Genomic DNA, 25523 nt, shown 5'->3' on the forward strand with positions numbered 1-25523 from the left:
GTTGTTAGGGTGCCGACCCCGTCACAGAGCGCCAGAGACTGATTCACTGGTGCGTGGCCGGGCGAGAGCCGCTGCCGCCGCTGTCGAGGAGTGCGAATGTTCGAGAGGTTCACCGACCGCGCGAGGCGGGTGGTCGTCCTGGCCCAAGAAGAGGCCAGGATGCTCAACCACAACTACATCGGCACCGAGCACATCCTCCTGGGCCTGATCCATGAGGGTGAGGGTGTCGCCGCCAAGGCGCTGGAGTCGCTGGGGATCGCCCTGGAGGGCGTCCGTCAGCAGGTTGAGGAGATCATCGGTCAGGGGCAGCAGGCCCCGAGCGGCCACATCCCCTTCACGCCTCGGGCGAAGAAGGTGCTGGAGCTGTCGCTTCGGGAGGCTCTGCAACTCGGCCACAACTACATCGGCACCGAGCACATCCTGCTTGGTCTCATCCGCGAGGGCGAGGGCGTCGCCGCGCAGGTGCTGGTCAAGCTGGGTGCGGACCTGAACCGGGTGCGTCAGCAGGTCCTGCAGCTGCTGTCGGGCTACCAGGGCAAGGAGCCCGCCGAGACCGGCGGTCGCGGCGAGGGGACTCCGTCGTCCTCGCTGGTGCTCGACCAGTTCGGTCGCAACCTGACCTCCAGCGCTCGGGAGGGCAAGCTCGACCCGGTCATCGGCCGGGAGAAGGAGATCGAGCGGGTCATGCAGGTGCTGTCCCGCCGCACCAAGAACAACCCCGTCCTCATCGGCGAGCCCGGCGTGGGCAAGACGGCCGTCGTCGAGGGCCTGGCACAGAACATCGTCAAGGGCGAGGTGCCCGAGACGCTCAAGGACAAGCAGCTCTACACGCTGGACCTCGGGTCGCTGGTCGCCGGCTCCCGGTACCGAGGCGACTTCGAGGAGCGCCTCAAGAAGGTGCTCAAGGAGATCCGCACGCGCGGCGACATCATCCTGTTCATCGATGAGATCCACACCCTGGTGGGTGCGGGTGCCGCCGAGGGCGCGATCGACGCCGCGAGCATCCTGAAGCCGATGCTGGCCAGGGGCGAGCTGCAGACGATCGGCGCCACCACGCTCGACGAGTACCGCAAGCACGTCGAGAAGGACCCGGCCCTGGAGCGTCGCTTCCAGCCGATCCAGGTGGGCGAGCCCACCATGGAGCAGACCATCGAGATCCTCAAGGGTCTGCGCGACCGCTACGAGGCGCACCACCGCGTCTCCATCACGGACTCGGCGCTGGTGGCCGCCGCCACGCTGGCGGACCGGTACATCAACGACCGCTTCCTGCCGGACAAGGCGATCGACCTCATCGACGAGGCCGGTGCGCGGATGCGCATCCGCCGGATGACGGCGCCGCCGGACCTGCGCGAGTTCGACGAGAAGATCGCCGACGTGCGTCGGGACAAGGAGTCCGCGATCGACGCGCAGGACTTCGAGCGGGCCGCGCGCCTGCGGGACGAGGAGAAGCAGCTCCTCGGCCAGAAGGCCGAGCGCGAGAAGCAGTGGAAGTCCGGTGACCTGGACGTCGTCGCGGAGGTGGACGACGAGCAGATCGCCGAGGTCCTGGCGAACTGGACCGGCATCCCCGTCTTCAAGCTCACCGAGGAGGAGACGACTCGGCTGCTGCGGATGGAGGAGGAGCTGCACAAGCGGATCATCGGCCAGGAGGACGCCGTCAAGGCCGTCTCCCAGGCGATCCGCCGTACGCGCGCGGGCCTGAAGGATCCGAAGCGCCCCTCCGGCTCCTTCATCTTCGCGGGACCGTCGGGTGTGGGTAAGACCGAGCTGTCCAAGGCTCTGGCGAACTTCCTGTTCGGCGAGGACGACGCGCTCATCCAGATCGACATGGGCGAGTTCCACGACCGCTACACCGCCTCGCGGCTGTTCGGCGCGCCCCCCGGCTACGTCGGATACGAGGAAGGCGGCCAGCTCACCGAGAAGGTGCGCCGGAAGCCGTTCTCGGTGGTGCTCTTCGACGAGATCGAGAAGGCCCACCAGGAGGTGTACAACACGCTGCTCCAGGTCTTGGAGGACGGCAGGCTCACCGACGGTCAGGGCCGCACGGTCGACTTCAAGAACACGGTGATCATCTTCACCTCGAACCTGGGGACGCAGGACATCTCCAAGGCGGTCGGCCTCGGCTTCGCGGGCGGCGGCACCGAGAACTCGAACTACGACCGGATGAAGCAGAAGGTCAACGACGAGCTCAAGAAGCACTTCCGTCCGGAGTTCCTCAACCGGATCGACGACATCATCGTCTTCCACCAGCTCACCGAGGACGAGATCATCCGGATGGTCGACCTGATGATCGCCAGGGTCGAGGTTCAGCTCAAGAACAAGGACATGAGCCTCGAACTGACCGCGAACGCGAAGAAGCTGCTCGCCAAGCGCGGTTTCGACCCGGTGCTCGGCGCCCGGCCGCTGCGTCGGACGATCCAGCGGGAGATCGAGGACCAGCTGTCCGAGAAGATCCTGTTCGGCGAGCTGGAGGCCGGACAGATCATCATCGGCGACGTCGAGGGCTACGAGGAGGGCAAGAGCGACGACAAGGCGCGCTTCGTCTTCCGGGGCGAGCCGAAGCCGTCGAAGGTGCCGGACGTCCCGCCGGTGGAGCTGTCCAGCTCCAGCGGAGTGGGGCAGGACACCCCCGCGGAGGGCGAGTCCGAGTGATTCGATGACACCCGTGCGACGGGGCCGATGCCGAGCAGGCATCGGCCCCGTCGCCTTTCCGGGATCGGGTCCGAGCCGACCGTGTACTCACCCGGCTTGATGCGTCGGGGCGCGGCTTCGTGACCGCTGTGAGCTGTGCCGTGCGGTGCGTCGGTGGTCGACGGCCGCTGCCGCCCGCGCGGAGCGGCGGCCGAGCAGCCGCCGACTGCGACCCGGTGCCCGGCCCGAGCCCGATCGTCGACGGCACCGCCCGGTTCGGGCGAATCCGGCATCGCCCGGTTCGGGCGAATCCGGCGCCGCGATGGTCGAGAATCGAGGGTATGGCGCTGTCGACGAAGGCGGATCACCGCGACCTCGATGAGGAGGACGAGCCCGTCGACGCGGGCCGACACAGGCCCGGCGGGGCCGCGGTCACCGTGCTGCTGGTGGCGCTGACCGTGCCGTTCGTGCTGGTCGCGATCAATCGGCTCATCGAGGTGGGCGGTATTCGCGCCGCGGTCGTCGCGGCGGCCCTGACGCCGTATTCGGTGCCGCTCGGCGCGTTCCTGACCATCGCGGGACTCTCGCTGCGGCGATGGGCGGTGGCGCTGATCGCCGGTTTGTTGACCGTGCTCATGGCGGCGGTGGTGCTGCCGAGGGCCACACCGGACGCCAGGGCCTTCGTGCAGGGCGAGTCGGTGCGAGTGCTGAGCCTGAACATGCGCTACGGCACCGCCGACGCCGACGTCCTCGTCGACCTGGTCCGGGAGCGGCGGATCGACGTGCTGAGCCTCCAGGAGCTGACACCCACGGCGGTGGACGCGCTCACCGAGGCGGGCGTGGACGAGGAACTGCCGCATCACGTGCTGGACGCGCGGACCGGGGCACCGGGCGCCGGTCTCTATTCACGGCATCCGGCGGAGCTGGTCGGCAATGCCCCTGCGACGAACCGGCAGCCGATCGTCAGGGTGAGCCTGCCGAAGGGCGCCGAACTGGAGATCGTCGTGGTGCATCCGCTCTGGCCGATCGGCGCGGGCACGACGGACACGTGGCAGCGTGAACTGGCCGGTCTGCCCGCCGCTCGCGCGTCCGGACCGATCCGAGTGCTCGCAGGCGACTTCAACGCCACTCTCGACCACGGCCCGCTGCGCGGCCTGCTGGCGCATGGCTATCAGGACGCCGCCGACCAGACCGGCGACGGGTTGCGCCCGACCTGGCCCGCACCGGACACGGTGTTCGCCCCGCCGTTGACCATCGACCACATCCTGGTGGACCGACGATGCTCGGTGGAGGACTTCGACGTGTTCGACGTCCCCGGCACCGACCACCGTGCCGTGTCGGCGGAGTTCGTCGTCCCGTCCTGACCACGGAGTGGGCGAGGGGCCTGCCGACAGGCGTCGACGATCCACCCGGGAAGCGACGAGGAGCCGCGGGCGACGGCCCTCGTGTCAGGCTCGGAACGCGGCGGGCAGCAGCTCGTCGACGGCCGCGAGGGCGTCGGCGGCGCCCATCCGCAGGGCCACCCCGCGCCCGTGCCGGACCTCGGGCGCGACCGGATTGACACGGATCAACGCCCCGCTGGCGGCGCTGGCCAGTTCCGCCTGTCTGCGCACGGTCGGCACCGCGGTGCCCGCGCCGAGCTCGACGACGACCAGCTTCGCCGTGTGCGGTCCGCGCCGCCATCGGCTGACCTCGGTCAACCGCTCCTCACTGCGGTCGCCCACCCAACGCGCGTCGCCGAACATCAGGATGTTCGGCCGTGCCAGGCCACCGCAGTGCGGGCAGACGGGCAGCGGGCCGACCGCACGCATCGTCGTGGGATCGACCGTCACGGTCACATCGGCGGCGGACCAGGACCGTGCGACGCAGGGCACGGTGCACTGAAGGTGGTGGATCGAGCCGTGGCACTCGGCGATCGTCTCGGCGGGGAAGCCCGCCCGCTGGAACTGACCGTCGACGTTCGATGTGAAGACCCGAAGGCCGCCGGGCAGCGCCGAGCCCCACCGACGCAGGACGGCGAACCCCGCGTGCGGTCGGGTGCGGCGGTACAGCTCCAGCCGATGCCCGTAGAAGCCCCAGGCGAGTTCCGGATCGGCCTCGAAGTGCACGGGGTCGGCCAGCTCGGCGAAGTCGAGGCCGAGGTCTCGATACGCCGGATAGGCCCGCCAGAAGCCCTCCGGGCCGCGGAAGTCGGGCAGCCCGGAATCGACGCCCATCCCCGCACCCGCGCACACGAGGAGGGCATGGGCGTCGGCGACGAGCCCTGCGGCCTCGGCGATGCCGACCGTCTCGGTCGTCTCGGCTGTCTCGACCGGCCCGGCTGCTGCGACGGGCTCGCTCCTGCTCACTGTGCCGTCGGCTCGGCCCGTTGGACGACCTCGAACTCGAGCAGGCTGGCACCGGAGGCGACCGGCTTGGCTCGCTCGCCCGCGTGCGCCTCCTTGGCGGGCCCGCCGGACCAGGCTTGGAACGCCTCCTCGGACTCCCACTTCGTGTAGACGAAGTACCTGTTCTCGCCCGCGGTCGGCCGGAGCAGTTCGAAGCCGAGGAAACCGGGGGCGTTCTCGACCGCGCCCGCACGGGCGGCGAACCGCTTCTCCAGCTCGGGGCCGCTGCCCTCGGGGACCTCGATAGCGTTGATCTTCACGACTGCCATGTCCCCGACGTTACCGGCAGTCGGTGCGGGCGGATCGTCGCGTCGTGCGGGCGGCCCTGACCGGGGCGCCGACCGGGCCCGGGTGGGCGGCCGAAGTGACCGGCGTGGTCCGCGCCGCGACGACGCCGGGGTGACACGGCGGCGTCAGGGCACCGCGATGAGGTCCTCCGTCCGCCCGGTCCGACTGTCGGTGATGCCGACGCCGCCGACGCGGGCGTGCACGGCGCGCACCGGATGCAGGGCGGCGAATCCGGCGGCCAGCCGCTCCCCGGTGACTCCCTCGGCGAGCGGGCAGTGCGGCACCCAGGCACCGGGCAGGTAGTAGGCCGACGGCTGCCGGACTCGGCCTGCCAGCACGTCGTGCACCGCGGAGTGCACCGCGAGCAGCTCGGCGTCGACGACGGCACCGAGCATCAACACCGGCTCGGACGCGGCGAAGGTCCCCAGCGTGGTCAGCCAGAAGGCGGGCAGCGACAGGGCCGCCAGCTCGGTACGCAGGTCTCGGCGGACGGCGGCGGGCACCTCGGCGGCGGAGGCGAAGCGGACATGGGGTCGCACGCCTGTCGCGTGCTGCTCGGCGCCGCGCAGGTCGGCCGCCGCCAGTCGCCGCCACAGGGCCCGGATGCGCGCCTCGGAGTCGGCGTCGAAGAAGAAGTCCAGCGTCACCGCCACGGCGTCAGTCTGCCGCAGCCGAGACCGCCCGATGTGCCCGGCCGAGAGACTCGCATCGGTCGGTCCGCGGAGAGGCCCGAAGCGTGGTGCCGCCTTGATCGCCCGTGGACTCGGCGTCGAGGATCCGGCGGCGTGCTCAGGCCTCGCCGGGCAGCGCGAACAGGCCGTCCTCGGTCTGCTCCATCAACCCGTCCACCAACAGCGAGTCCAGGCAACGATCGCGTTGCGCGTCCTGACGCCAGACCAGGTCGAGCCTGGCCCGCTCCACCGGCCCCGGTGCCGCACGCAGAACATCGAGAAGCAGGCCGCGCACCTGCCGGTCGGTGCCCGCGAATCGCTGCGCCTGCCGGGCCGGGCCCGCGTACGCCGGCCGGCCCGCGCGCTGCCAGGCGCAGTCGGCGAGCACCGGGCAGTCGACACAGCGCGGAGTCCGCGCGGTGCAGATCAGGGCGCCCAGCTCCATCAGGGCCGCCGAGTAGCGAGCGGCCTCCGCGTCGTCCTGGGGCAGCAGCGCGTCGACGTCGGCGAGATCACGGGTGGTCGACGGAGGCCCTGCCTCCGCCGATCCGTGCACGGCCCGGGCGACGACGCGGCGCACGTTGGTGTCGACGACGGGAGCACGCAGGCCGTAGGCGAACGCGGCCACCGCGCGCGCCGTGTAGGCGCCGATGCCGGGCAGCGCCAGCAGGGTGTCGACGTCGGAGGGCACGACGTCGCCGTGCTTGTTCGCGATGGCCGCCGCGGCGGCATGCAGGCGCAGCGCGCGGCGCGGGTAGCCGAGCTTCCCCCAGGCTCGCAGCACCTCGGCGGCGGTGGCGGCCGCCAGGTCGGAAGGCTTCGGCCACCGTGCGAGCCACTCCGACCAGATCGGTAGCACCCTGACGACCGGCGTCTGCTGGAGCATGATCTCGCTGACGAGGACGCCCCATCCCGTCGTCTCGGGACGGCGCCAGGGCAGGTCACGACCTGCCTCGTCGAACCAGTCGTTCAGCGTCTCGGGGGCTAACACGTTGGTCTTCATCGCACCCCGATCCTGGCAGCTTCCACCGCGGTGATCGACATGGCCCCCGACCGGAGTGCGGCGGATTCAGCCGAGTCGACCAGTCCCGCCGTCGCAGCGGACATCGGCTGTCGGACCGGGTGGGCCGGCCGGGTGATCGCGGCTGCGGCGTCATGCTGCGTCGATGCGGCCGACTCGGGCAGTGGAGTGAAGCGATGTGCAGATCTGGTGACATTCGGTAGCTAACGAGCAGGGCACCGTTACGCCTCGTTTCGCTTGGCTAAGAAAAACAGCCCCGTCGGCTGGATACCGTCTCGATGACATTCGTCGGGCTGTGCCCGGGAGGTGCTGGAGGAGCAGGTGAAACAGGCGAGACGGGTCGCCTCGGTGCTGATCGCCGGGGTGCTGGCTGCCGGATCGATCATGACGGCGACGCAGTCCGGCCTCGCCCAGTCGTCCGACGCAGCCGATTCGTCCGCGGCCGAACAGGTGTCGAAGTATCCGGCGGGCCTTCGCACCGCGATCGAACGGGATCTCGGGACCGAGCCCATCACCTACGCCGCCAACTCGCTGGCCTCGGCGGCGGCCTCCGCGACCAGCGAGGAACTGCGCGCCCAGCTGGGCGACAACTTCGGCGGAGCATGGTTCGACGCCTCCTCCGGCAAGTTGAACGTCGCGGTCACCAGTCAGAGCGCCGCGGACGTGGTGCGGCAGAGCGGCGCCGAGGCACACATCCGGGGCATCGACGAGGCCCGGCTCACCCAGGTCGCCGCCGACATCCGCCAGTGGGTCGGCGGGCTGCCCCCGGACCGGCGCGACCTCGTCTACGGGCTGTCCACCAGCGCCCGCAACAGCTCCGTCACCCTAGTGCTCTCCTCGTCCGCCGAGGGGCGCGCGCTCGCCTCCGAGCTGCCGGTCGACCGAGGCGCCGAGGTCGACGTCGACTTCGTCGCCGAGCGTCCCGACCCACAGCAGGGCGGTGAACTGCGCGGCGGACAAGGGATCACCGCCCATGACTCCTCGGGCGACGAGGTGGGCAGCTGCTCACTCGGCTTCAACGCGATCGACGCCCAGGGCAGGGCGCTCGCCCTGACCAGCGGACACTGTCTGTCCGGCGCCGAGACCGTCCGTGCCGCCGCCGACGGCAGCGAGATCGGCACCGTCGACCGAGTGGTCTGGGACAGCATCACCGACGGCGGTGAGGGCGACGACTACGCCAGTGTGCGACTGACGAACTCGGCGCTGACGGTACGGCCCGAGGTCGTCGACTGGCAGGGCGGCAGCCTGCCGGTGGAGGGAGTCGTCGAGCCGATCGAGGGCATGCAGGTCTGCAAGTCCGGCCGCACCACCGAATGGGAGTGCGGCGAGATCCAGCAGGTGAACGTCGAGGTACGGGTCAATGACTTCGACGGCGGCGTCAAGGCACAGCGGATGTTCTGGTACGACGCCTGTACCGAGCGCGGCGACAGCGGCGGCGCCGTCCTCGCCGGGACGCTGGCCGTCGGCCTGCACGCGGCGGGAGCGCTGACGCCCGCCGACCAGCGCTGCCTCTCCACCGTGGGCGAGGATGACATCGCGTTCGCCGAGCCGTTGAGCACCGACGTCCTCGGCGACTTCGGCGCGGAACTGCGGCTGCTCACCACGACGGCCGACACCGACGGCGACGGCATCCCCGATTACCAGGAGCTCGCCGCCGACCCGACCATGATCCGGGACGACAACGGGGACGGCATCCCCGCCTACCTCGACCGCGACGAGCCGGAACTGAGCGTCCCGGTCGTCACCTCGCCGGAGGACGGATCGCGGCACACCGACCGCAGCCTGCCGATCATCGGCACGGCGAAACCGAACGCCGTCGTCACCGTCACCCACCAGGGGACGGCCCGGCAGGTCGACGCCGACGACGAGGGGCGTTGGGAGCTGCCCGCGCGGAGCGAGCTGCCGCTGGGGCACTACGAGATCACCGTCGCTCAGTCATGGATCGCGCCGAATCTCTCGTCGTGGGAGTCGGCCACGACGACCAGCGGCTTCTTCGTGGCCCCCGGCGAGCCGGTCATCGACTCGCCGGAGGACGGCACGCAGAGCACCGAGGCGCTGCCGATGATCCTCGGCAGCGCCGAGCCGTCGGCCCTGGTCGCGGTGACCATCGACGACGTGGAGGTCGGCTCCTCCGTCGCCGACGGCGCGGGCGACTGGTCGGTGACGGTGATCGAACCGCTCTCGGTCGGAACACATACCTTGAGCGCGGTGCAGGTCGTCGACGAGGTGCGGTCCAATCCGAGCACGGTGCGATACACGGTGCTGCCGGGCGACGGCTCGCCGACGTCGCCGCCATCCGAACCCGGTGGCCCCTCGGTCCCGCCGCCGGGCGGCGACCTTGCCGACACCGGAGTGTCCGCCGTGGTGTTCGCGAGCCTGCTCGGCGCCACCGGGCTGGTCATCGGGGCCGTGCTCGTGCTGCGTCACCGGCGTCGCCTGGCGGGGCCCGCCGACGCGACGGACCCCGACTAGATCGGCGCCGACCGCCGCGAATCGCCCCGGTCGGTGTCGCCCGCCGCATGCCTCCCCGTCGCAGGGCGTCCCCGCCCTCTGCTTCCGTCGTCCAGGCAGGCCGCACCTGGCCCCGGCGTGTCCGGTGAGTCACCGTATCGCCGCGCCGCCGGCCGTCACGCGGACTCGAACCGGGCCGCGCCGCCTGCGTCGTCGACGCCCGGCGGCCGTTCGCCGGCTCGGCGCCGCCGCCGCGGCGGGCCGTGACTCGAGACGTCCGACCATCTCGGCGATGCGGCCTGGCCGTCGTGTCCCGGCGCTCGTGCTCGCGTCCCCGCGAGGCGGCGCCGGGACCACTGCCCGCGCGTCGGGTCGCGGTGCGGCGGCGCAGGCTCAGCGGCCCCGGCGTAGCTCGGCCAGCGCGGAGCGCAGGTCCGGCACCACCACGGCCCGCAGCTCGGGCGGCAGCGGCCCGGACTCCGGCGGTACCAGCGCCCTGGTGAAGCCGAGCCTCGCCGCCTCGGCGAAGCGCCTGCCCGCGCCGACCACGGGACGCACCTCGCCTGCCAGCCCCACCTCGCCGACGACGGCCAGGTCCGGGGGCAGCGGCTGATCGTTGGCGGCCGAGGCCACGGCGAGGGCGACCGCCAGATCCGACGCGGGCTCGGTGACCTTCATGCCGCCGACCGTCGCGGTGAAGACGTCCGACTCGCCGAGCCGCACCCGGCCGCGTCGCTCCAGCACGGCCAGGACCATCGACACGCGCGCCGAGTCGAGCCCGCTCACGGCCCGTCGGGGCATGGCCAGCGTCGACTTCGAGACCAAGGCCTGTACCTCGGCCAACAGCGGTCGCTTCCCCTCGACCACGACGGTGACGGCGGTGCCCGCCACGGCGGTCTCCCGCCGATTGAGGAAGAGCCCCGACGGGTCGGCCAGTCCGACGATGCCGTCGTCACGAAGTTCGAAGCAGCCCACCTCATCGGCCGCGCCGAAGCGATTCTTCACGCCTCGGACCATCCGCAGCGTCGAGTGTCGATCGCCTTCGAAGTGCAGGACCACGTCCACGAGGTGCTCCAGGACACGCGGGCCCGCCACCGCCCCGTCCTTGGTGACGTGGCCGACCAGCACCACGGGGAGGCCGCGTTCCTTGGCCAGCGCCGTCAACGCGACGGTCACGGCCCGCACCTGGGTGACGCCGCCGGGGCTGCCCTCCACCTCGGGCGACTGGACGGTCTGCACGGAGTCGACGATGAGCAGGCCGGGCCGGACCGCGTCGACGTGGCCGAGCACGGCCGAGAGGTCGCTCTCGGCGCTCACGTACAGCGCGTCGTGCACGTTGCCGGTGCGCTCCGCCCGCAGCCGAACCTGTCCCGCCGACTCCTCGCCGGTGATGTACAGGGCCGGCCCGCCCGGCCCGGCCGCCCAGCGGTGGGCGACCTCGAGCAGCAGCGTCGACTTGCCCACACCGGGTTCCCCCGCGAGCAGCATGACGGCGCCGGGCACGATGCCGCCGCCAAGCACGCGATCGAGCTCCGGCACGCCACTGGGCCGTGCCCTGGCGGCCTCCACGTCGACCTCGGCGATCGGTCGGGCGGGCAGTGCCGGGGCACCCGCCGCGACTCGGCTCAGACTGGACCGGGCGGGTGCGGCGCTCTCGGTGATGCTGCCCCACGCTTGGCATTCCGGGCAGCGACCCACCCACTTGGGCACCTCGAGACCGCATTCGCCACAGCGGTACCTCGGACGTGCGGGCTTCGCGTTCTTCGTCGGGGCCACGATCACGGAGACTAGGCGGGTGCTCCGACGGACCGCACCGGGCCGGCGGCCCGCCCCGAGTACGGGAACGTCATCGTCGGTACGCGGCCGGGCGCAGCCCCGATCCACGGCCCCTGCGCCTGCGGACCGCCCGATCGGACGTTCACGTCCCCGCCGGCCTGCTTCGCTCGGACACGGGCGCCCTCCACGCAGCAGCCCGGCCCGCCTGCGCAGTGCTCGCAGAGGGCCGGGCGTGCCTGCCGCTCGTGTTGTCGCCGGGTTCGACGGGCGAACCTCAGTGCTGGTCGTCCTGTCGGGTGGCGCGTGGTTGAGACGGCGGACCCATCGGAACCTGGAGCGCGACCTGTCCGGCGTTCTCGAAGACGAAGACGATCTCCAGGTTGGTGCCGGGCTGGAGGTCGTTGATCAGGTCGGTCAGCGTCACCGTGATGACGTCGTCCTCCAACGGCAGCCGGTTCTGCGGGTTCGCCTGGTCGGACGGCGTGCTGTTCGGCGCCGTGGCATCGGCGGCGTCGTCACCCCCGGTGTCGTCACCGTCTGCGTCGTCACCCGCAGCGTCGCCGTCCTCGGTGTCGGCGTCCTCGGTGTCGGCGTCCGTATCGGTGTCGTCCGCGTCGTCCGCGTCGTCGGCCTCGGTCGTTCCGGAGGGGCTGGTCGAGTCCTGCTCCTCCTGCTCGGCGAGCCTGCGCTGTGCGTCGGCCCACTCCGAGGGATCGACGGTCGCGACGACCGTGGTCCCACCGGGGATCACCGTGTCGCCCTCGAGCTCGACGAGGCCCGAGGGGCTGGTGACCTCCACCAGTCGGTCCGTCGTCGTGCCGGTGTTGACCAGGGTCAGGCTCAGCGGGATGTCGGAGCCCGCCGGGTAGAACTGCTCGTCACCGGGCGGGAAGAGGAGCTGCGCGTCGCGCACCGCCATGTTCCCGACGTCGCCGTTGATGCCGTTGATCACCGGCTCCTTGCGGGCGGTCTGTGTGATCTGACCTGCGCTGCAGCCGCTCACCACCAGGGCAAGCCCTGCCACCAGCGCCGCGGGGACAAGGCGTGCCCGGGACGAGCGCGCCGCGCCGATCCCATTCCGCACCGTCTGCTGTTCGCGTCCCAATGCGGGTCCTCCTCGTAGACCGTGCCAGACCGGCTCGTGACGGGCCCGAGCCCGTGACCTCCTGCGCAGCCTAACCAACCGCGACGGGCCCCGTGACATCAAGTCCCGATGACGTGTCCGAGGTATTAGTCCACAATGGACTGGCTGGTGGATCTTCTGCCGACGCCCTTGCATGGCCCTCGGCCGTTTGTCAACCCCGGACACTGGCGCTGACCTGCATCGAAGGTTGGTCGGTCGGCCGGACGTGAATTGTCCTGCGTGTTAAGATGGCACCAGCGAAAGGGGCAGAGGACACATGGTTTTCAAGGTCGGAGAGACCGTCGTCTACCCGCACCACGGTGCCGCTCTCATCGAAGCAATCGAGACCCGTGTGATCAAGGGCGAGGAGAAGAAGTATCTCGTCCTGAAGGTAGCGCAGGGCGACCTCACCGTGCGCGTTCCCGCGGACAACGCCGAGATCGTCGGCGTGCGGGACGTCGTGGGACAGGAGGGCCTCAACCGGGTCTTCGAGGTGCTGCGTGCTCCCCACACCGAGGAGCCGACCAACTGGTCTCGGCGGTATAAGGCCAACCTTGAGAAGCTCGCCTCCGGCGATGTGAACAAGGTTGCCGAAGTGGTGCGCGATCTCTGGCGGCGTGAGAAGGATCGCGGTCTGTCCGCGGGCGAGAAGCGCATGCTGGCCAAGGCACGACAGATACTGGTCAGCGAACTGGCCCTGGCCGAGGGCACCGACGAAGGCAAGGCCGAGAGCCTGCTCGACGAGGTCCTGGCGACCGCTTCGTAGTCGAACACCCTGAGTAAATCGAGAAGTAGCTGACAGTGAGTGTCATCGCGGTCGTGCCTGCGGCCGGACGTGGCGAGCGGTTGGGTGCCCAGGTGCCCAAGGCGTTGGTCGAGGTGGCAGGCGAACCGTTACTGGTACATGCCGTGCACGGCCTGCTGGCTGCGGGGTGTGTCGACCACGTGGTGGTCGCCGCACCTGCGGCCGAGGTCGAGGTCGTCACGATGGCGGTGCGCCGCTTCGAGGCCCGGGTCAGCGTGGTGGTGGGCGGCGCCGAACGTGGCGATTCGGTGCGACTGGCGCTGCGTGCCGGCCTCCGGACGCTGCCGGACGCCGACGTCGTCCTCGTCCACGATGCCGCGCGCGCGTTCACCCCGGTCGAGGTCGTCCGATCGGTCGTCGACGCGGTGCGGGCGGGCTCGGCGGCCGTCGTCCCGGTGCTCCCGGTCTCCGACACCGTCAAGCAGGTCGACGAGACGGGCCGAGTGGTCGCCACTCCCGAACGAGCCGCCCTACGCATCGTCCAGACGCCACAGGCCTTCGCCGCCGCCGTGCTGCGGCGTGCCTACGACATCCTGGCGGCGGACGACGAGTCGGCGTCGCCGGTCGCGTCGGTCCCGCAGGCCACCGACGACGCCGGACTGGTCGAGCGGCTCGGTGTGCCCGTGCGGACCGTGCCCGGCCATGCGCATGCCTTCAAGGTCACCACCCCCTTCGATCTCGCGTTGGCCGACGCGCTGCTCGTCGGACACCCTGCGGGCGGGATGTCGCTCCGCACCCCCGTCGTCGGCCCGGAGCAGGCCGTCGGGGCCGCGACCCGTCCGTCGGGAGACCCGAGATGACCTTCGAGCTGCCCCGTGTGGGGCTCGGCACCGACGTGCACCCCGTCGAGGAGGGTCGAGACTGCTGGCTGGCGGGTCTGCACTGGCCCGGCGTCGCGGGATGCACCGGCCATTCGGATGGCGACGTCGCTGCTCACGCCCTGTGCGACGCGATGCTCTCCGCCGCCTCGCTCGGCGATCTCGGCTCCGTGTTCGGCACCTCCGCCGCTCGATGGGCGGGCGCGCACGGCGTCGAACTGCTCACCGAGGTGCGCAGGCGGTTCGAGGTGGCGGGATACCGGCTGGGCAACGCGGTCGTGCAGATCATCGGCAACGCGCCCCGTATCGGACCGAGGCGTGACGAGGCGCAGCGAGTCCTGTCCGAGGCCGCGGGCGGCCCGGTGAGCGTCACCGCGACGACGACGGACGGACTCGGCCTCACCGGTCGCGGCGAAGGCGTCGCGGCCATGGCCACCGCACTGCTGGTTCCCCGGACCGCCGAGTCCTGACCTCCGCCGACGGCGCAGCGCCTGCGGACAGGCGGCGCCGGTGTCGGTGCCCCGGATCACCACGCCGGGAGAACGCCTGCTCACGCCGGTTCGGCCGAGCCCGGGCGGGCGCCGTCCGCGTGCGGACCCTCGCTCTCGTACCGGTCGGCACCGTACGGTGGTCTGGTGGCGATTCGTGGGGTGCTGTTCGACTTCTCCGGGACCCTGTTCCGGCTCGAACCCGGTCCGGCCTGGTTCCGAGGGCTGACCCCGGGCGAGGTGGGATCGCCGCTGTCCGAGGACGCCGAGGCGGAGTTGATCGTCGCTCTCACGGCACCCGCGGGCGAGGGCGCGGGCCTTCCCGCGTCGCTGGCCGACGCCTGGCGGCGCCGCGACCTCGACCCCGTCCTGCATCGGACCGTCTACGAGGCGATCATCACCGGCGCGGGCATCGACGAGGAACTGGCCACCCCGCTTTACCACCGGCTGATCCATCCCGACTACTGGCGTGCCTACCCGGACACCGCGCCCGCGCTGCGCGGGCTTCGCGCCGCGGGCGTCGGCACCGCCGTGGTGAGCAACATCGTCTGGGACGTGCGGGCGGCGCTGGCGCGTATCGACGCCGCCGAGCTGGTCGACGAGTACGTCCTCTCCTACGTGGAAGGGGCGATGAAACCGGATCGACGGCTCTTCGCCATCGCCTGCGATCGCCTGGGCATCGCCCCTGAGGAGGCGCTGATGATCGGCGACAGCCCGGAGGCGGACGGCGCCGCCGCCGAGTTGGGCTGCCGGGTGGAGATCGTGCCGCCGCTTCGGACCGATGAGCGGCCTGCCGCGCTGGTGGCCGCGCTACGCAGGCACGGACTGCGCACCGAGCCCGCCTGAGGACGGCGAACACTCCTTTCGTCAACCCTTTCCGCCCGACCATGCGGTGATTCCGTACCATTTCCGCTGTGAGCCTGCACCTGCATGACACCGGTACCCGAAGCACTCGGGAATTTCGTCCCCTTCAGGACGGCGTGGTGTCGATCTATGTGTGTGGGGCGACGGTGCAGGGCATTCCCCATATCGGTCATGTGCGCAGCGGACTCAATTTCGACGTACTGCGTCGATGGCTGATGGTCGCAGGCTATGACGTGCTGCTCGTGCGCAACGTCACAGACATCGACGACAAGGTCCTCACCAAGGCCGCCGACGCGGGCAGGCCCTGGTGGGAGTGGGCCGCGCGGTTCGAACGCGCCTTCGAGGACGCCTACGACGCGCTGGGCTGCCTCCCGCCGTCGATCACGCCGAGGGCCACCGGTCACGTGCCGCAGATGATCGAGCTGATGAGGCGGCTGATCGACCGGGGTCACGCCTACGCGGCGGACGGCGACGTCTACTTCTCGGTGACGAGCCACCCGTCCTACGGCGAGCTGTCCGGGCAGCGCCTGTCCGAGATGCAGCAGGGCGAGACCGCCGCGACGGGCAAGCGCGACCCGCGTGACTTCACTCTCTGGAAGGCCGCCAAGCCGGGGGAGCCGTCCTGGGAGACGCCGTGGGGGCGGGGACGCCCCGGCTGGCATCTCGAGTGCTCGGCGATGGCCACCTACTACCTGGGGCCGAGGTTCGACATCCACGGTGGCGGCGCCGACCTGGTGTTCCCGCACCACGAGAACGAGCTGGCCCAGTCGACGGCGGCGGGCGACGGGTTCGCCGAGTACTGGCTGCACAACGCCTGGGTGACGATGAGCGGCGAGAAGATGTCGAAGTCGCTCGGCAACACCGTCGGCATCCCCGTGATGCTGGAGCGGGTACGCGCTCCCGAACTGCGGTACTACCTCGTCTCGGCACACTATCGGTCGAACCTCGAGTACAGCGACGAGGCGCTCGCCGAAGCGGCGAAGGCGTATCAGCGCATCGAGGCCTTCGTGCGTAAGGCGGTCCGCGCCTCGGACGGCCGTGCCGCGGCCGACGCCGGATCGTCCTCCGCCGCCGCCCGCCTGGAGTTCAGCGCCGCGATGGACGACGACCTCAACGTGCCCAAGGCGCTCGCCGTCGTGCACAACCAGGTCCGCCTGGGCAATCAGCTGCTGGCCGAGGCCTCGAACGGTGACGGGGCCGACCGCCTGGCGGAGCACGTCGCGCTGGTGCGCTGGATGCTCGCGAGCCTCGGGCTCGACCCGCTCGGTGCGGAGTGGCACACGGCGGCGGGCAGCACGGAGGACCGGGCGGTGCAGGTGCTCGACGATCTCGTGGAACAGTTGTTGGCCGAGCGGCAGACCGCTCGGGCAGCCCGCGACTTCAGCAGTGCCGACGCGATCCGCGATCGACTGCTCGCCGTCGGGGTCGCCGTCGAGGACGGTCCGGACGGGCCGACATGGACTGTGAAGGACGACAACTGATGGCGGGCAACTCTCAGCGGCGCGGTGCGATGCGGAAGCCGGGAACGAAGAAGGGCGCCGTGACGGGCTCGGGCGGCCAGCGTCGCAAGGCGCTGGAGGGCAAGGGCCCCACGCCCCGCGCTGAAGACCGGCCCTACCACCCGGCGCATCGGCGTGCCGAGATGGCGAAGCGGTCGGAAGCCAAGCGCGTCCAGCGGAGCAAGGCCGCGGCCGCGGCGCCGGAGACCATCGCCGGGCGCAATCCGGTGGTGGAGTGTCTCCGCGCGGGGGTGCCTGCCACGGCGTTGCACATCGCCACCGGCATCGACGCGGACGACCGGGTCGCGGAGGCCGTGAGCCTCGCGACGGACAGGGGCATCTCGGTCCTCGAGGTCTCGCGCACGGAGCTGGACCGCATCACGCAGGGCGCCATGCACCAGGGCATCGGCCTGCAGGTCCCGCCGTTCGACTACGCGCATCCCGACGACCTGCTGGCCGCGGCACAGGAGTCGGGTCGCGCACCGCTGCTGGTGGCCCTGGACGGGGTCACCGACCCCCGCAATCTCGGCGCGGTCATCCGGTCCGCCGCGGCCTTCGGGGCCGACGGCGTGGTGGTCCCCCAGCGGCGCAGCGCCGGGCTCACCGCCGTGGCGTGGCGAACCAGCGCGGGCACGGCGGCGCGGCTGCCGGTGGCCAAGGCCACCAACCTCACCAGGACGTTGAAGGACTGGGCCAAGCAGGGCCTGATGATCGTCGGACTCGACGCGGACGGCTCCATGACGGTGGACGAACTCGAACTGGCCACCGGCCCGCTGGTCGTCGTCGTCGGCTCTGAGGGGCGCGGCCTGTCCCGGCTGGTCCGGGAGAGCTGCGATGCGACCGTGTCGATCCCGATGGCCTCGGAGGTCGAGTCGTTGAACGCCTCGGTCGCGACGGGCGTGGTGTTGGCCGAAGTCGCTCGTCGTCGGCGCGCCTCCTGACGCCGGAGTCCTCCAGGTCGCCCATTTCGGGCACCCGGCGGCTTCCGGTCGGTTAGAGTCGTTCGCCAGACGTCGATAAGGCCGAGGATGTCGTTCGCCAGTCCGCTGTTCCTGTGGTACTTCATGCCTGCCATCCTGCTGGCAGTGCTGATCGCACCCCGGAGTTGGCGCAACGGCGTCATCGCGGTGGCGAGCCTGGTGTTCTACGCCAGTGGAGCGGGCGGGACCACGCTCCTCCTGTTGGCCTGCATCGTCGTCAACTACCTCGTCGCACCCGCGTTACAACCGGACGAGTGGGATCTGGAGCGTCGGCGTAAACGCTGGCTGCTCATCGGCGTGATCACCTTCAATCTCTCGATCCTCTTCGTCTGGAAGTACGCCGGTTTCGCCACCGAGCAGGCGGCCGTGCTGGCGAGCTGGTTCGGCGCCGAGCTGCCGGTGGTGGAGCTGGCGCTGCCGATCGGCATCTCGTTCTACACCTTTCACCACATCTCCTACGTGGTGGACATCTACCGAGGCGAACGGCCCGCGCTGCGCAATCCGGTCTCGTTCGTCACCTATATCGCGATGTTCCCGCAGCTCGTGGCAGGACCGATCATCCGCTATCGCGAGATCGCCGACCAGCTCCCGCAGCAGCGAAGTCACCGCCTGGACGACATCGCCGCCGGGCTGCCTCGATTCGCCCTCGGCCTGGCGAAGAAGGTGATCGTCGCCGACTCGCTGGCCCCGGTGGTCAATGCCTGCTTCAACACGCCCGCCGAGGACATGACCTTCGCCATCGCCTGGCTGGGTGCGATCGGGTACACGCTCCAGCTCTACTTCGACTTCTCCGGCTACTCGGACATGGCGATCGGGTTAGGCCGGATGCTCGGATTCCGTCTGCCGGAGAACTTCGCCCGTCCCTATTCCTCGGTGACGGTCACGGAGTTCTGGCGGCGCTGGCACATGTCGCTGTCCCGCTGGTTCCGGGACTACGTCTACATTCCGCTGGGCGGCAACCGGCACGGCGCGGCGAAGACCTATCGCAATCTCTGGATCATCTTCCTATTGACCGGCTTCTGGCACGGTGCCGCCTGGACGTTCGTTCTGTGGGGCGTGTTCCACGGCGCGCTGCTGGTGTTCGAGCGGGCGACGGGCCGGGACCGTGCTCCCGCGAGCCAGGGAGGTCGGATCGCGCGCAGGGTTCTGACCACCGTGCTCGTCACGATCGGCTGGGTGGTGTTCCGGTCGCCGGACATGGCGGCGGCGTGGACCGTGCTGAGCAACATGCTGCTGCCCGATCTCGACGGATTGTCGATCGAGGTGGGCGACGCGCTGAACAATCAGCGGCTGGTGATCCTGCTGGCGGCGGTGAGCGTGTTCTTCCTGCCGGGCAGGTCGGTGACGGGCCCGTATCTGGAGTCGGCCCGATCCAGGCCCGCCGCGGTGCTACGGGTGGCGCTGCTGACGGTCGGCCTCTGGTACGCGGCGATCCTCGTGGCGACGGGGACGTTCAGCCCGTTCCTCTATTACCAGTTCTAGACTGATCCCTCCTGACCTCCGACCGCGGCGGACTCGCTCGGCGAGGTACGCCGGCCGCTCCGGGGATCCCAGGGTGTCAACTGACTGATGGACAGGACCTCGATGGCCGAGCTGCCCCGCCACTCCGTCAGCGTCGCGGGCGTCGTCGTCCGCGACGACGGCCGAATACTCGTGATCCGACGCGCCGACGACGGACGGTGGGAGCCGCCCGGCGGGGTGCTCGAACTCGACGAGACCTTCGAGGAGGGCGTTCGCCGGGAGGTGCGTGAGGAGACCGGCGTGGCGGTCACGGTCACCCGGCTGACCGGGGTCTACAAGAACCTGCGGCGGGGCGTGGTGGCGTTGGTGTTCCACTGCACTCCCCGGACGGCCCGCGAGGTGGGGAGTTCCGGCGGTGCGAGTCCTGTGGACCCGCCCGTCGGACCGCGCGACGGTGAGGCCCGCGAGGTCCGATGGATGTCGCGGGACGAGGTCGAGCGGATGATGCTCCCCGCCTACGCCGTGCGGGTCGGCGATGCGATGGCGCGGTCGGGAGTCGCGGTTCGGGTACACGACGGCGCCGTCCTGCTGGACACCTCGGCACCCTGAACGTCCGCCGCCGGGACCGGACTCACCGCTGTCCGACCCCGGTCATCGCCTCTCCGCTGCCACGGCCGGCGTGCCGGTCGAGATCGTGGCCTCGGCTGCCCGAATCGATGTCACGGCGCCTCCGACGCGCCCTGGACCGGGGCGACGGCATGGACGAGGAACACCGCCTTGGGATGGTCGCCCCCGGTCTCGTGGCGGCGGGCCACGACCTCGGTGAAGCCCGCCGTGACGGCGACCTCGGCAGCCTGTCGCTCGTCGGCCGGGATCGGCAGGTCGGGGCTGACCAGTTCGGCGAACACGCCGGAGGGGCGGAAGTGCCCGGCGGCGGGCAGGGTGAAGGCGGCACGTCCGCCGGGGCGCAGCACCCGCAGCCAGTCGCCGAGCGCGGCCGAGCCGAGGAAGTGCAGCGACGAGGCGCACAGCACCACGTCCACACTCTGACCGGCGACGGGGGCGGGCACACCGGGGCCGACGTGCCAGCTGATCACGCCTGTCGGGTCGTCGACGGCGGCGGACTCGCGGGCCCTGGCGATCATGGAGCCCGCGATGTCGACCGCGGTGACCCGTGCTGGCTTCAGGTGCCGCAGCGCGGCGAAGGCCGCTACCCCGGTGCCGGTGGCCACGTCGAGGACGGTCGCGGGTCGGCCGGATCGGGGCAGCGCCGCCACGAGTGTCTCGGCCAGGGCGCGGTGATAGCCGTTCTCGTCGTAATCGGGGGCGAGGTCGTCGAATATCGCGGCGGGGTTCGTCACCGGTGGATTCTAGGATGCGTGTTCCCGCGCTGCCACGGGATTTCCGGCGCGCGCCCTCGATGTCTGACTGCGCTGTCCAGCGGATGCTCCACGGCCGATCGAGAAGACGTTCGCGCGATCGCGCCGTGGTCGGTCGTTCCTCGGCGTCGGCGATGGAATCGCCCGATGCGCGCCGCGGCCCGGTCGGAGCAGACGTCCGCGGCACGTTCCGACTCGATCAAAGGTTGCCGACGGCCGTATCTCTCGGCCTCGGTGGTGGCTACCGTGTACGACGTGACGCTCCAGGAGGGCACTCCAGGCGAGCCGCCCGAGACGTCCGCGCTGCCTGCGGTGCACGAGTCCTGGCTGCCGAGGGAACATGCGCTGTACCGGCCTCGTCATGGTGGACGTCAGCTCACCGCGTTGATCGCCGGTGTCGTCTTCTTCGCGGCACCGCTGGCCGCTTATGCGGTGGGCGTCCGAGCCGCCGAGATCGAGAATCGGCCGTTGGTGGAACTGCCCACCCCTGCGGACGGCTGGGGTCTCTTCACCGGGATGCCGCAATGGGCCGTCGACCACCTCGTGTTCCGCGAGGCCGCGGTGCGAGCCGCCGACGGCATCAGCCGAGGCCTGTTCGCCGAGCCGAGGGGACGCGGCGGCCCTCCGGTGGAGCTGCCCGGCCCGATCGCTCCGCCGCCGGGTCGTCAACGGGCCCCGGACGGGGACGGCGCGGGACCGTCGGACATGACCGAGTCGTTGATCCTGGCCGAGTCCAGTGAGGTCATCGAGGGGAAGAACGGCTGGCTGTACCTCGGCTACGACGTCGAGGGGAAGTGCCGCCCGTATCGGGACCTCGACCAGTCCATCGACGCCTTACAGGAGCTACGTCGGGTGGTCGAGGCCTCCGGGAGGGAACTCGTGATCCTCATCGCGCCGGACAAGTCGACGGTGGTGCCGGAGAACCTGCCTGATCGGTATCCGGACCTGGACTGCGCGCGACAGGCGACCGACGAGTTCTGGGCTCGGGTGCCCGCCGAGACCGGTGCGCTGGATCTGCGCTCCGCGTTGCGTCGGCCCGCGGTGGGGGAGGGCGACCCGGCCTACTACCGGATGGACACCCACTGGACGGATGAGGGCGCGCTCGCCGCACTGCGCGCCGTCGCGCAGCGGATCGAGCCGGGGAGCCCGGACGGCTGGGTGATCGACCGGGACGGGGCGGCGGTGCACACGCCCGACCTGGCGGTCATGCAGGGCAGACCGACCGAGGAGGACGGGATGCGCTACCGGCTGCGGCCGGACGGCGATCTAGACCGGACCGGCCCGAGAATTCATCGCTTCGATGAGCCGGTGCGGATCGCGGGCGAGCCGACGCCGGGCATGATCGCCGAGCCCGTCGCCCTGCTCGGCGACTCCTTCATGGTCTCCACCAGCCGGTACCTGCCCGCCGTCTTCGCCGACCTGAGCCTGATCAACTATACGGCGGCGCAGAGCGATCGGGCGGCCATGCTCGACATGCTCGCCGACGGCGACGTGATCGTCGTGCAGTCGGTGGAGCGGCTCATCGCGGGCGGCGTCACGCCGTTCCTGGACCCCGGCGTGGTCGCCGACATCGGTGCGGCCCTCGCGGCGCGGCCTCGGCCGTGAGACCGGAGTCGCCCCGCCGATCGGCGCGGGCGTCACCCGCCGCCGGGCTCATGCTCAGGCGGTGCCGACCCGGCGCAGCCGGTAGCGCCCGATCAGCCTGCACACCAGGTAGATGGTGAAGGAGATGGCGGTGACGAAGCTGCTCACCGGCGCGCCGGGCGCGAGGGAGAGCACGATCCCGCCCAACACGGCGGCCTCGGCGAAGAGCACGGCCAGCACGGTGGCCGTCACCGGATTCGCCGTGACCCGAGCAGCCGCGGCGCCCGGTGTGACCATGAGGGCGAGGACCAGCAGCGCACCGACGGTCTGGACGCCGAGCGCGGTGGCCACGCCGACCAGCACCGCGAAGATCGGCGTCAGCCATGCCAGCGGGACGCCCCTGGCCAACGCCACCTCGGGGTCGACACTGGCGAACAGCAGCGGCCGATACAGCACCGCGAACACCGCGATCACCGCGATGGACGCCCCGGACAACAGCGCGAGATCGGTCGAGTCCACCCCGACGATCTGACCGACCAGCAGGCTGAACTTGCTGGAGGCACGGCCCGGATACAGCCATAGCAGCAGGACGCCGAGGCCGAGTCCGAAGGCGAGGACCGCGCCGATCACCGAGTCCTGCTCGGTGCCCCGCCTGCCGAGGACGCCGAGGATCACGGCGGCGATCACCGCGCCCGCCAGCGCCCCGACGCCCACGCTCAGCCCCAGCAGTAGTGCCGCGGCGGCTCCTGTGAAGGCCAGTTCCGCGGTGCCGTGGACGGCGAAGGACATGTTTCTGGCGACCACGAGGGGACCGAGGACACCCGAGACCAGCCCGAGCACCGCGGCGGCGAGCAGCGCCTGACGGACGAAGTCCAGCTGAAGCAGCCGGAACATGGTCTCGAAGTCGAAGAGGGCGGTGAGGTTCACGGCGTCTCCTCCGCCGGGTGATGGTGGTGCGCGGCGCCGTTCTCGCCCCCGACGACCAGGATGCGGTCGGCCAGGCGGATGACCTGGACCGGCGTCCGGTACAGCTCGGACAGCGTCTCGGAGGTCATCACCTCCTCGGGAGTCCCGATGCGGAAGCGGCCGTCGACCAGGTAGAGCACCCGGTCGACGACCGGCAGCACCGGGTTGATCTCGTGGGTGACGAACAGGACGGCGGCGTTCTTGCGGCGCGCCGAGTCGGCGACCAGTTCGCTGACCATGCGCTGACTCGCGAGATCCAGCGAGAGCAGCGGCTCGTCGCACAGCAGCAGCGCGGGATCGCCGACGAGGGCCTGCGCGACCCGGAGCCGCTGCTGCTCGCCGCCCGAGAGCAGCCCGAGCGGCCGATCGCCGAACGCCGAGGCGCCGACCGACCGCAACGCCGCGTCGACACGCCGCCTGCGTTCGGCACGGCCTCGGAGACCCAGGCCGAGGCGGTGCCCGTCGAGCCCCAGGCCGACGAGATCACGCCCCCGGACCGTCAGGGTCGGCTCGATGGTGCGCTGCTGCGGGATGTATCCGATCCGCCGGTTCCCCTTGCCCGCAGGCAGGCCGCCGATCCGCACCGACCCGCTGGTCAGTGGTTGTAGGCCGAGCAACACGCGCAGCAGGCTCGTCTTGCCGGAGCCGTTGGGGCCCAGCACCGCGAGGAACTCGCCGGGGGCCACCTCCAGGTCAAGCCGGTCCCACAGCGTTCGCTCGCCGAACGCGAGGGTGGCCGACCGCAGGCGCAGCGCGGTCGGGTCTTCGGAGCCGGATGTCATCACTGTCCTCGTTCTTGCCGCGGCCGCCCGGTGCGGCCGGTCTCGACGACCGGGCGGCCGAGCGTCGCACTGACTGCGGGTCGTCGCCGGTGCCCGCCCTGCCCGCGAGAACCGCCCCATACTCCCGCGAGCCGCCGGTCTCCCGCGAGCCGGCCTCTCGGGGCGGAACCGTCGGGCCCGCGAGCCGCCCGGCTCACAGCCTTCTCACGATGAGTCCGGCATCCGCCGGGCCGAGGCCGACTTACTCGACGGCGACGCCGAATCAGGGCCTCAGCGCGGTGGACAGGGCTTCCACCTGACCGGTCATCCAGGCGATGTAGTCCTCCTCGCCTTCGGGCAGGGTCTCGGTGAACTCCACCACGGGGATGCCCGCGGCCTCGGCACGCTCCCTGACCTGACCGGTCACGCCCGTCTCCGTCTGAGGATTGAACACCAGCGCGTCGATCTCGCCGCCGTCGATCGCCTCGTTGATCTCGGCGATGGCCGCCGCGGGCGGGTCGGTCTCGGCGTCCACGGCCCGGAGGAAGTCCGTGGGAGTCACGTCGTGCAGCCCCGCACGGGCGAAGAGGTACTGACCGAGCGGCTCGGTCGACAGGATGTGCGCCGCGCCGTCGAGATCCGAGCCGAGGGCGTCGATCCGGTCGCCGAGCTCGTGGATCTCGGCGTGGAAGGCCTCGGCGTTGGCGGTGTAGACGTCGGCGGAGTCCGGGTTCAGCCTGCCGAGCTCCTCGGCCACCGCGTCGGCGACGGCGCCGACGGTCTCGACGTGGTACCAGACATGCTCGTTGCCGTCCCCGTGGTCATGCCCGTGGTCATGGCCGTGGCCGTGCTCGTCACCGCCGTGCTCGTCGTCCGCGTGCTCGTCGTCCGCGTGCTCGTCGTCGCCGTGGGTCTCGTCGGCGTGCTCGTCGTCGGCGTGCTCGTCGTCGGTACCCTCGGTCTCGTCGACCGGGGGCGCGGGCACCGGCTCGCCGCCGGGTCCGGTCCGGCTGTCGTCGTCCGGGGACACCTCGTCGGCATGGTCGTCTTCAGCATGGTCGTCCTCGGCGTGGGCGTCGTCCAAGCCGAACAGCTCGGCGGCGTCCACGGTCGGCTTGTCGGCGTCCGTCGACTCCAGGATGCGGGTCATGAACTCGTCGTAGCCGCCGCCGTTGAGCACGACCAGGTCGGCATCCTGCACCTCTGCCGCGTCCCGCGGGGTGCCCTCGTAGGAGTGCGGATCGGCCGATGGGTCGTCGATGAGCGCGACGACCTCCACCTCGTCGCCGCCGACCGCGCTCACGACGCTGCCCCACACGTTGGTGGAGGTGGTCACCCGCAGCGCCCCGTCGCCCGCGCCGCCCTGGTCGGCGGGCTCGCCGTCGCCGCACGCCGCGAGCGTCAGCACGGTGACCGCCAGGCCGCCCACCAGGGCACCGGGTCGCCTCATCCGGGATCTCATGCGTCGGCCTCCTGAGACTGACTCGGAAATGGAAACGATAGTCAATCCAGTGTAGCCGCCGGCTCTACTCCGTTCGGGTGGCTGTGACGCAAGCCGGTCCCCGAACGG

22 protein-coding genes are annotated in these 25523 nt (G+C 71.1%); 12 read left to right on the forward strand and 10 right to left on the reverse strand.

Going from position 1 to position 25523, the window contains the following annotated elements; genetic code table 11:
* Window positions 1-96: 96 nt before the first annotated feature.
* Together AHOG_RS01615 and AHOG_RS01620 are read left to right on the forward strand one after the other, a co-directional pair.
* Window positions 97-2652, forward strand: a complete 2556-nt coding sequence (locus tag AHOG_RS01615) for an ATP-dependent Clp protease ATP-binding subunit (protein ID WP_093939779.1) — start codon at window positions 97-99, stop codon at window positions 2650-2652.
* Between the two features lie 320 nt (window positions 2653-2972).
* A complete protein-coding gene (locus AHOG_RS01620) occupies window positions 2973-3995 on the forward strand; it encodes an endonuclease/exonuclease/phosphatase family protein (protein WP_157736578.1) in 1023 nt (340 codons plus the stop codon).
* Between the two features lie 84 nt (window positions 3996-4079).
* Here the strand turns inward: AHOG_RS01620 and AHOG_RS01625 are convergent, their stop codons facing one another.
* From AHOG_RS01625 to AHOG_RS01640, 4 genes are all read right to left on the reverse strand, one after another.
* Window positions 4080-4910 (reverse strand): SIR2 family NAD-dependent protein deacylase, encoded by an 831-nt coding sequence (locus AHOG_RS01625; protein WP_245856816.1) that lies wholly within the window; start codon window positions 4908-4910, stop codon window positions 4080-4082.
* Window positions 4911-4975: 65 nt separating this feature from the next.
* Window positions 4976-5287 carry an antibiotic biosynthesis monooxygenase family protein gene (locus AHOG_RS01630; RefSeq protein WP_093939781.1) on the reverse strand — a complete coding sequence of 104 codons (312 nt, stop codon included), beginning with the start codon at window positions 5285-5287 and terminating at the stop codon, window positions 4976-4978.
* A 144-nt stretch (window positions 5288-5431) separates the two neighbouring features.
* Window positions 5432-5959 (reverse strand): 2'-5' RNA ligase family protein, encoded by a 528-nt coding sequence (locus AHOG_RS01635; RefSeq protein WP_093939782.1) that lies wholly within the window; start codon window positions 5957-5959, stop codon window positions 5432-5434.
* Window positions 5960-6095: 136 nt separating this feature from the next.
* On the reverse strand, window positions 6096-6980 hold the full coding sequence (locus AHOG_RS01640; RefSeq protein WP_093939783.1) for an HhH-GPD family protein: 885 nt from the start codon (window positions 6978-6980) through the stop codon (window positions 6096-6098).
* A 339-nt stretch (window positions 6981-7319) separates the two neighbouring features.
* On the opposite strand from AHOG_RS01640, the gene AHOG_RS01645 reads away from it, so the two are divergent.
* Window positions 7320-9470 carry a trypsin-like serine protease gene (locus tag AHOG_RS01645; RefSeq protein WP_157736579.1) on the forward strand — a complete coding sequence of 717 codons (2151 nt, stop codon included), beginning with the start codon at window positions 7320-7322 and terminating at the stop codon, window positions 9468-9470.
* Between the two features lie 372 nt (window positions 9471-9842).
* Here AHOG_RS01645 and radA read toward each other — a convergent pair whose 3' ends face one another.
* Window positions 9843-11225 carry a DNA repair protein RadA gene (radA, locus tag AHOG_RS01650; RefSeq protein WP_093944060.1) on the reverse strand — a complete coding sequence of 461 codons (1383 nt, stop codon included), beginning with the start codon at window positions 11223-11225 and terminating at the stop codon, window positions 9843-9845.
* A gap of 274 nt (window positions 11226-11499) precedes the next feature.
* Window positions 11500-12330: a hypothetical protein gene (locus AHOG_RS01655; protein WP_157736580.1), complete on the reverse strand. Its 831-nt coding sequence runs from the start codon at window positions 12328-12330 to the stop codon at window positions 11500-11502.
* 295 nt (window positions 12331-12625) lie between these two features.
* Here AHOG_RS01655 and AHOG_RS01660 point away from each other — a divergent pair, with 295 nt between their 5' ends.
* The 8 genes from AHOG_RS01660 (at window position 12626) to AHOG_RS01695 (ending at window position 19872) form a co-directional block, all read left to right on the forward strand.
* Complete coding sequence (locus AHOG_RS01660) at window positions 12626-13114, forward strand: CarD family transcriptional regulator (protein ID WP_093939786.1); 489 nt, start codon at window positions 12626-12628, stop codon at window positions 13112-13114.
* 35 nt (window positions 13115-13149) lie between these two features.
* Complete coding sequence (gene ispD / locus AHOG_RS01665; RefSeq protein WP_093939787.1) at window positions 13150-13953, forward strand: 2-C-methyl-D-erythritol 4-phosphate cytidylyltransferase; 804 nt, start codon at window positions 13150-13152, stop codon at window positions 13951-13953.
* The gene (gene ispF / locus AHOG_RS01670) at window positions 13950-14441 is read left to right on the forward strand and encodes a 2-C-methyl-D-erythritol 2,4-cyclodiphosphate synthase (protein ID WP_093939788.1); all 492 of its coding nucleotides are present in this window, start codon (window positions 13950-13952) and stop codon (window positions 14439-14441) included. The genes ispD and ispF overlap by 4 nt, the downstream gene beginning before the upstream one ends.
* 165 nt (window positions 14442-14606) lie before the next feature.
* Complete coding sequence (locus AHOG_RS01675; RefSeq protein WP_093939789.1) at window positions 14607-15305, forward strand: HAD family hydrolase; 699 nt, start codon at window positions 14607-14609, stop codon at window positions 15303-15305.
* Window positions 15306-15373: 68 nt separating this feature from the next.
* Complete coding sequence (gene cysS / locus AHOG_RS01680) at window positions 15374-16804, forward strand: cysteine--tRNA ligase (protein ID WP_093939790.1); 1431 nt, start codon at window positions 15374-15376, stop codon at window positions 16802-16804.
* Entirely contained in the window at window positions 16804-17763 is a 960-nt protein-coding gene (gene rlmB / locus AHOG_RS01685) for a 23S rRNA (guanosine(2251)-2'-O)-methyltransferase RlmB (protein ID WP_093939791.1), read from the forward strand. Before cysS ends, rlmB begins: the two co-directional genes overlap by 1 nt.
* An 87-nt stretch (window positions 17764-17850) precedes the next feature.
* The gene (locus tag AHOG_RS01690) at window positions 17851-19284 is read left to right on the forward strand and encodes an MBOAT family O-acyltransferase (protein ID WP_093939792.1); all 1434 of its coding nucleotides are present in this window, start codon (window positions 17851-17853) and stop codon (window positions 19282-19284) included.
* An 87-nt stretch (window positions 19285-19371) separates the two neighbouring features.
* Window positions 19372-19872 (forward strand): NUDIX hydrolase, encoded by a 501-nt coding sequence (locus tag AHOG_RS01695; protein WP_245856506.1) that lies wholly within the window; start codon window positions 19372-19374, stop codon window positions 19870-19872.
* A gap of 110 nt (window positions 19873-19982) precedes the next feature.
* Here AHOG_RS01695 and AHOG_RS01700 read toward each other — a convergent pair whose 3' ends face one another.
* Complete coding sequence (locus tag AHOG_RS01700; protein ID WP_093939793.1) at window positions 19983-20624, reverse strand: class I SAM-dependent methyltransferase; 642 nt, start codon at window positions 20622-20624, stop codon at window positions 19983-19985.
* A 273-nt stretch (window positions 20625-20897) separates the two neighbouring features.
* Here AHOG_RS01700 and AHOG_RS01705 point away from each other — a divergent pair, with 273 nt between their 5' ends.
* Window positions 20898-22247, forward strand: coding sequence for an alginate O-acetyltransferase AlgX-related protein (locus AHOG_RS01705; RefSeq protein WP_157736581.1), 1350 nt, complete (start codon window positions 20898-20900; stop codon window positions 22245-22247).
* Between the two features lie 54 nt (window positions 22248-22301).
* Here the strand turns inward: AHOG_RS01705 and AHOG_RS01710 are convergent, their stop codons facing one another.
* The 3 genes from AHOG_RS01710 to AHOG_RS01720 form a co-directional block, all read right to left on the reverse strand.
* On the reverse strand, window positions 22302-23120 hold the full coding sequence (locus AHOG_RS01710; RefSeq protein WP_093944062.1) for a metal ABC transporter permease: 819 nt from the start codon (window positions 23118-23120) through the stop codon (window positions 22302-22304).
* A gap of 29 nt (window positions 23121-23149) precedes the next feature.
* Window positions 23150-23974 (reverse strand): metal ABC transporter ATP-binding protein, encoded by an 825-nt coding sequence (locus tag AHOG_RS01715; protein ID WP_093939795.1) that lies wholly within the window; start codon window positions 23972-23974, stop codon window positions 23150-23152.
* Window positions 23975-24236: 262 nt separating this feature from the next.
* Window positions 24237-25415 carry a metal ABC transporter solute-binding protein, Zn/Mn family gene (locus AHOG_RS01720; RefSeq protein ID WP_211290510.1) on the reverse strand — a complete coding sequence of 393 codons (1179 nt, stop codon included), beginning with the start codon at window positions 25413-25415 and terminating at the stop codon, window positions 24237-24239.
* Window positions 25416-25523: the final 108 nt, after the last annotated feature.

Origin of the sequence: Actinoalloteichus hoggarensis (assembly GCF_002234535.1) — a bacterium.
In the GTDB taxonomy this organism is placed as follows: domain Bacteria; phylum Actinomycetota; class Actinomycetes; order Mycobacteriales; family Pseudonocardiaceae; genus Actinoalloteichus_A; species Actinoalloteichus_A hoggarensis.

What these genes read in the sequence shown, in the direction of transcription:
- AHOG_RS01615 (WP_093939779.1), top strand. Translation starts at nt 97, where the DNA reads ATGTTCGAGAGGTTCACCGACCGCGCGAGGCGGGTGGTCGTCCTGGCC.
- AHOG_RS01640 (WP_093939783.1), bottom strand. Translation starts at nt 6,980, where the DNA reads ATGAAGACCAACGTGTTAGCCCCCGAGACGCTGAACGACTGGTTCGAC.
- AHOG_RS01710 (WP_093944062.1), bottom strand. Translation starts at nt 23,120, where the DNA reads ATGTTCCGGCTGCTTCAGCTGGACTTCGTCCGTCAGGCGCTGCTCGCC.
- AHOG_RS01690 (WP_093939792.1), top strand. Translation starts at nt 17,851, where the DNA reads ATGTCGTTCGCCAGTCCGCTGTTCCTGTGGTACTTCATGCCTGCCATC.
- AHOG_RS01715 (WP_093939795.1), bottom strand. Translation starts at nt 23,974, where the DNA reads ATGACATCCGGCTCCGAAGACCCGACCGCGCTGCGCCTGCGGTCGGCC.
- AHOG_RS01720 (WP_211290510.1), bottom strand. Translation starts at nt 25,415, where the DNA reads ATGAGATCCCGGATGAGGCGACCCGGTGCCCTGGTGGGCGGCCTGGCG.
- AHOG_RS01630 (WP_093939781.1), bottom strand. Translation starts at nt 5,287, where the DNA reads ATGGCAGTCGTGAAGATCAACGCTATCGAGGTCCCCGAGGGCAGCGGC.
- AHOG_RS01660 (WP_093939786.1), top strand. Translation starts at nt 12,626, where the DNA reads ATGGTTTTCAAGGTCGGAGAGACCGTCGTCTACCCGCACCACGGTGCC.
- AHOG_RS01695 (WP_245856506.1), top strand. Translation starts at nt 19,372, where the DNA reads ATGGACAGGACCTCGATGGCCGAGCTGCCCCGCCACTCCGTCAGCGTC.
- AHOG_RS01620 (WP_157736578.1), top strand. Translation starts at nt 2,973, where the DNA reads ATGGCGCTGTCGACGAAGGCGGATCACCGCGACCTCGATGAGGAGGAC.
- ispF (WP_093939788.1), top strand. Translation starts at nt 13,950, where the DNA reads ATGACCTTCGAGCTGCCCCGTGTGGGGCTCGGCACCGACGTGCACCCC.
- rlmB (WP_093939791.1), top strand. Translation starts at nt 16,804, where the DNA reads ATGGCGGGCAACTCTCAGCGGCGCGGTGCGATGCGGAAGCCGGGAACG.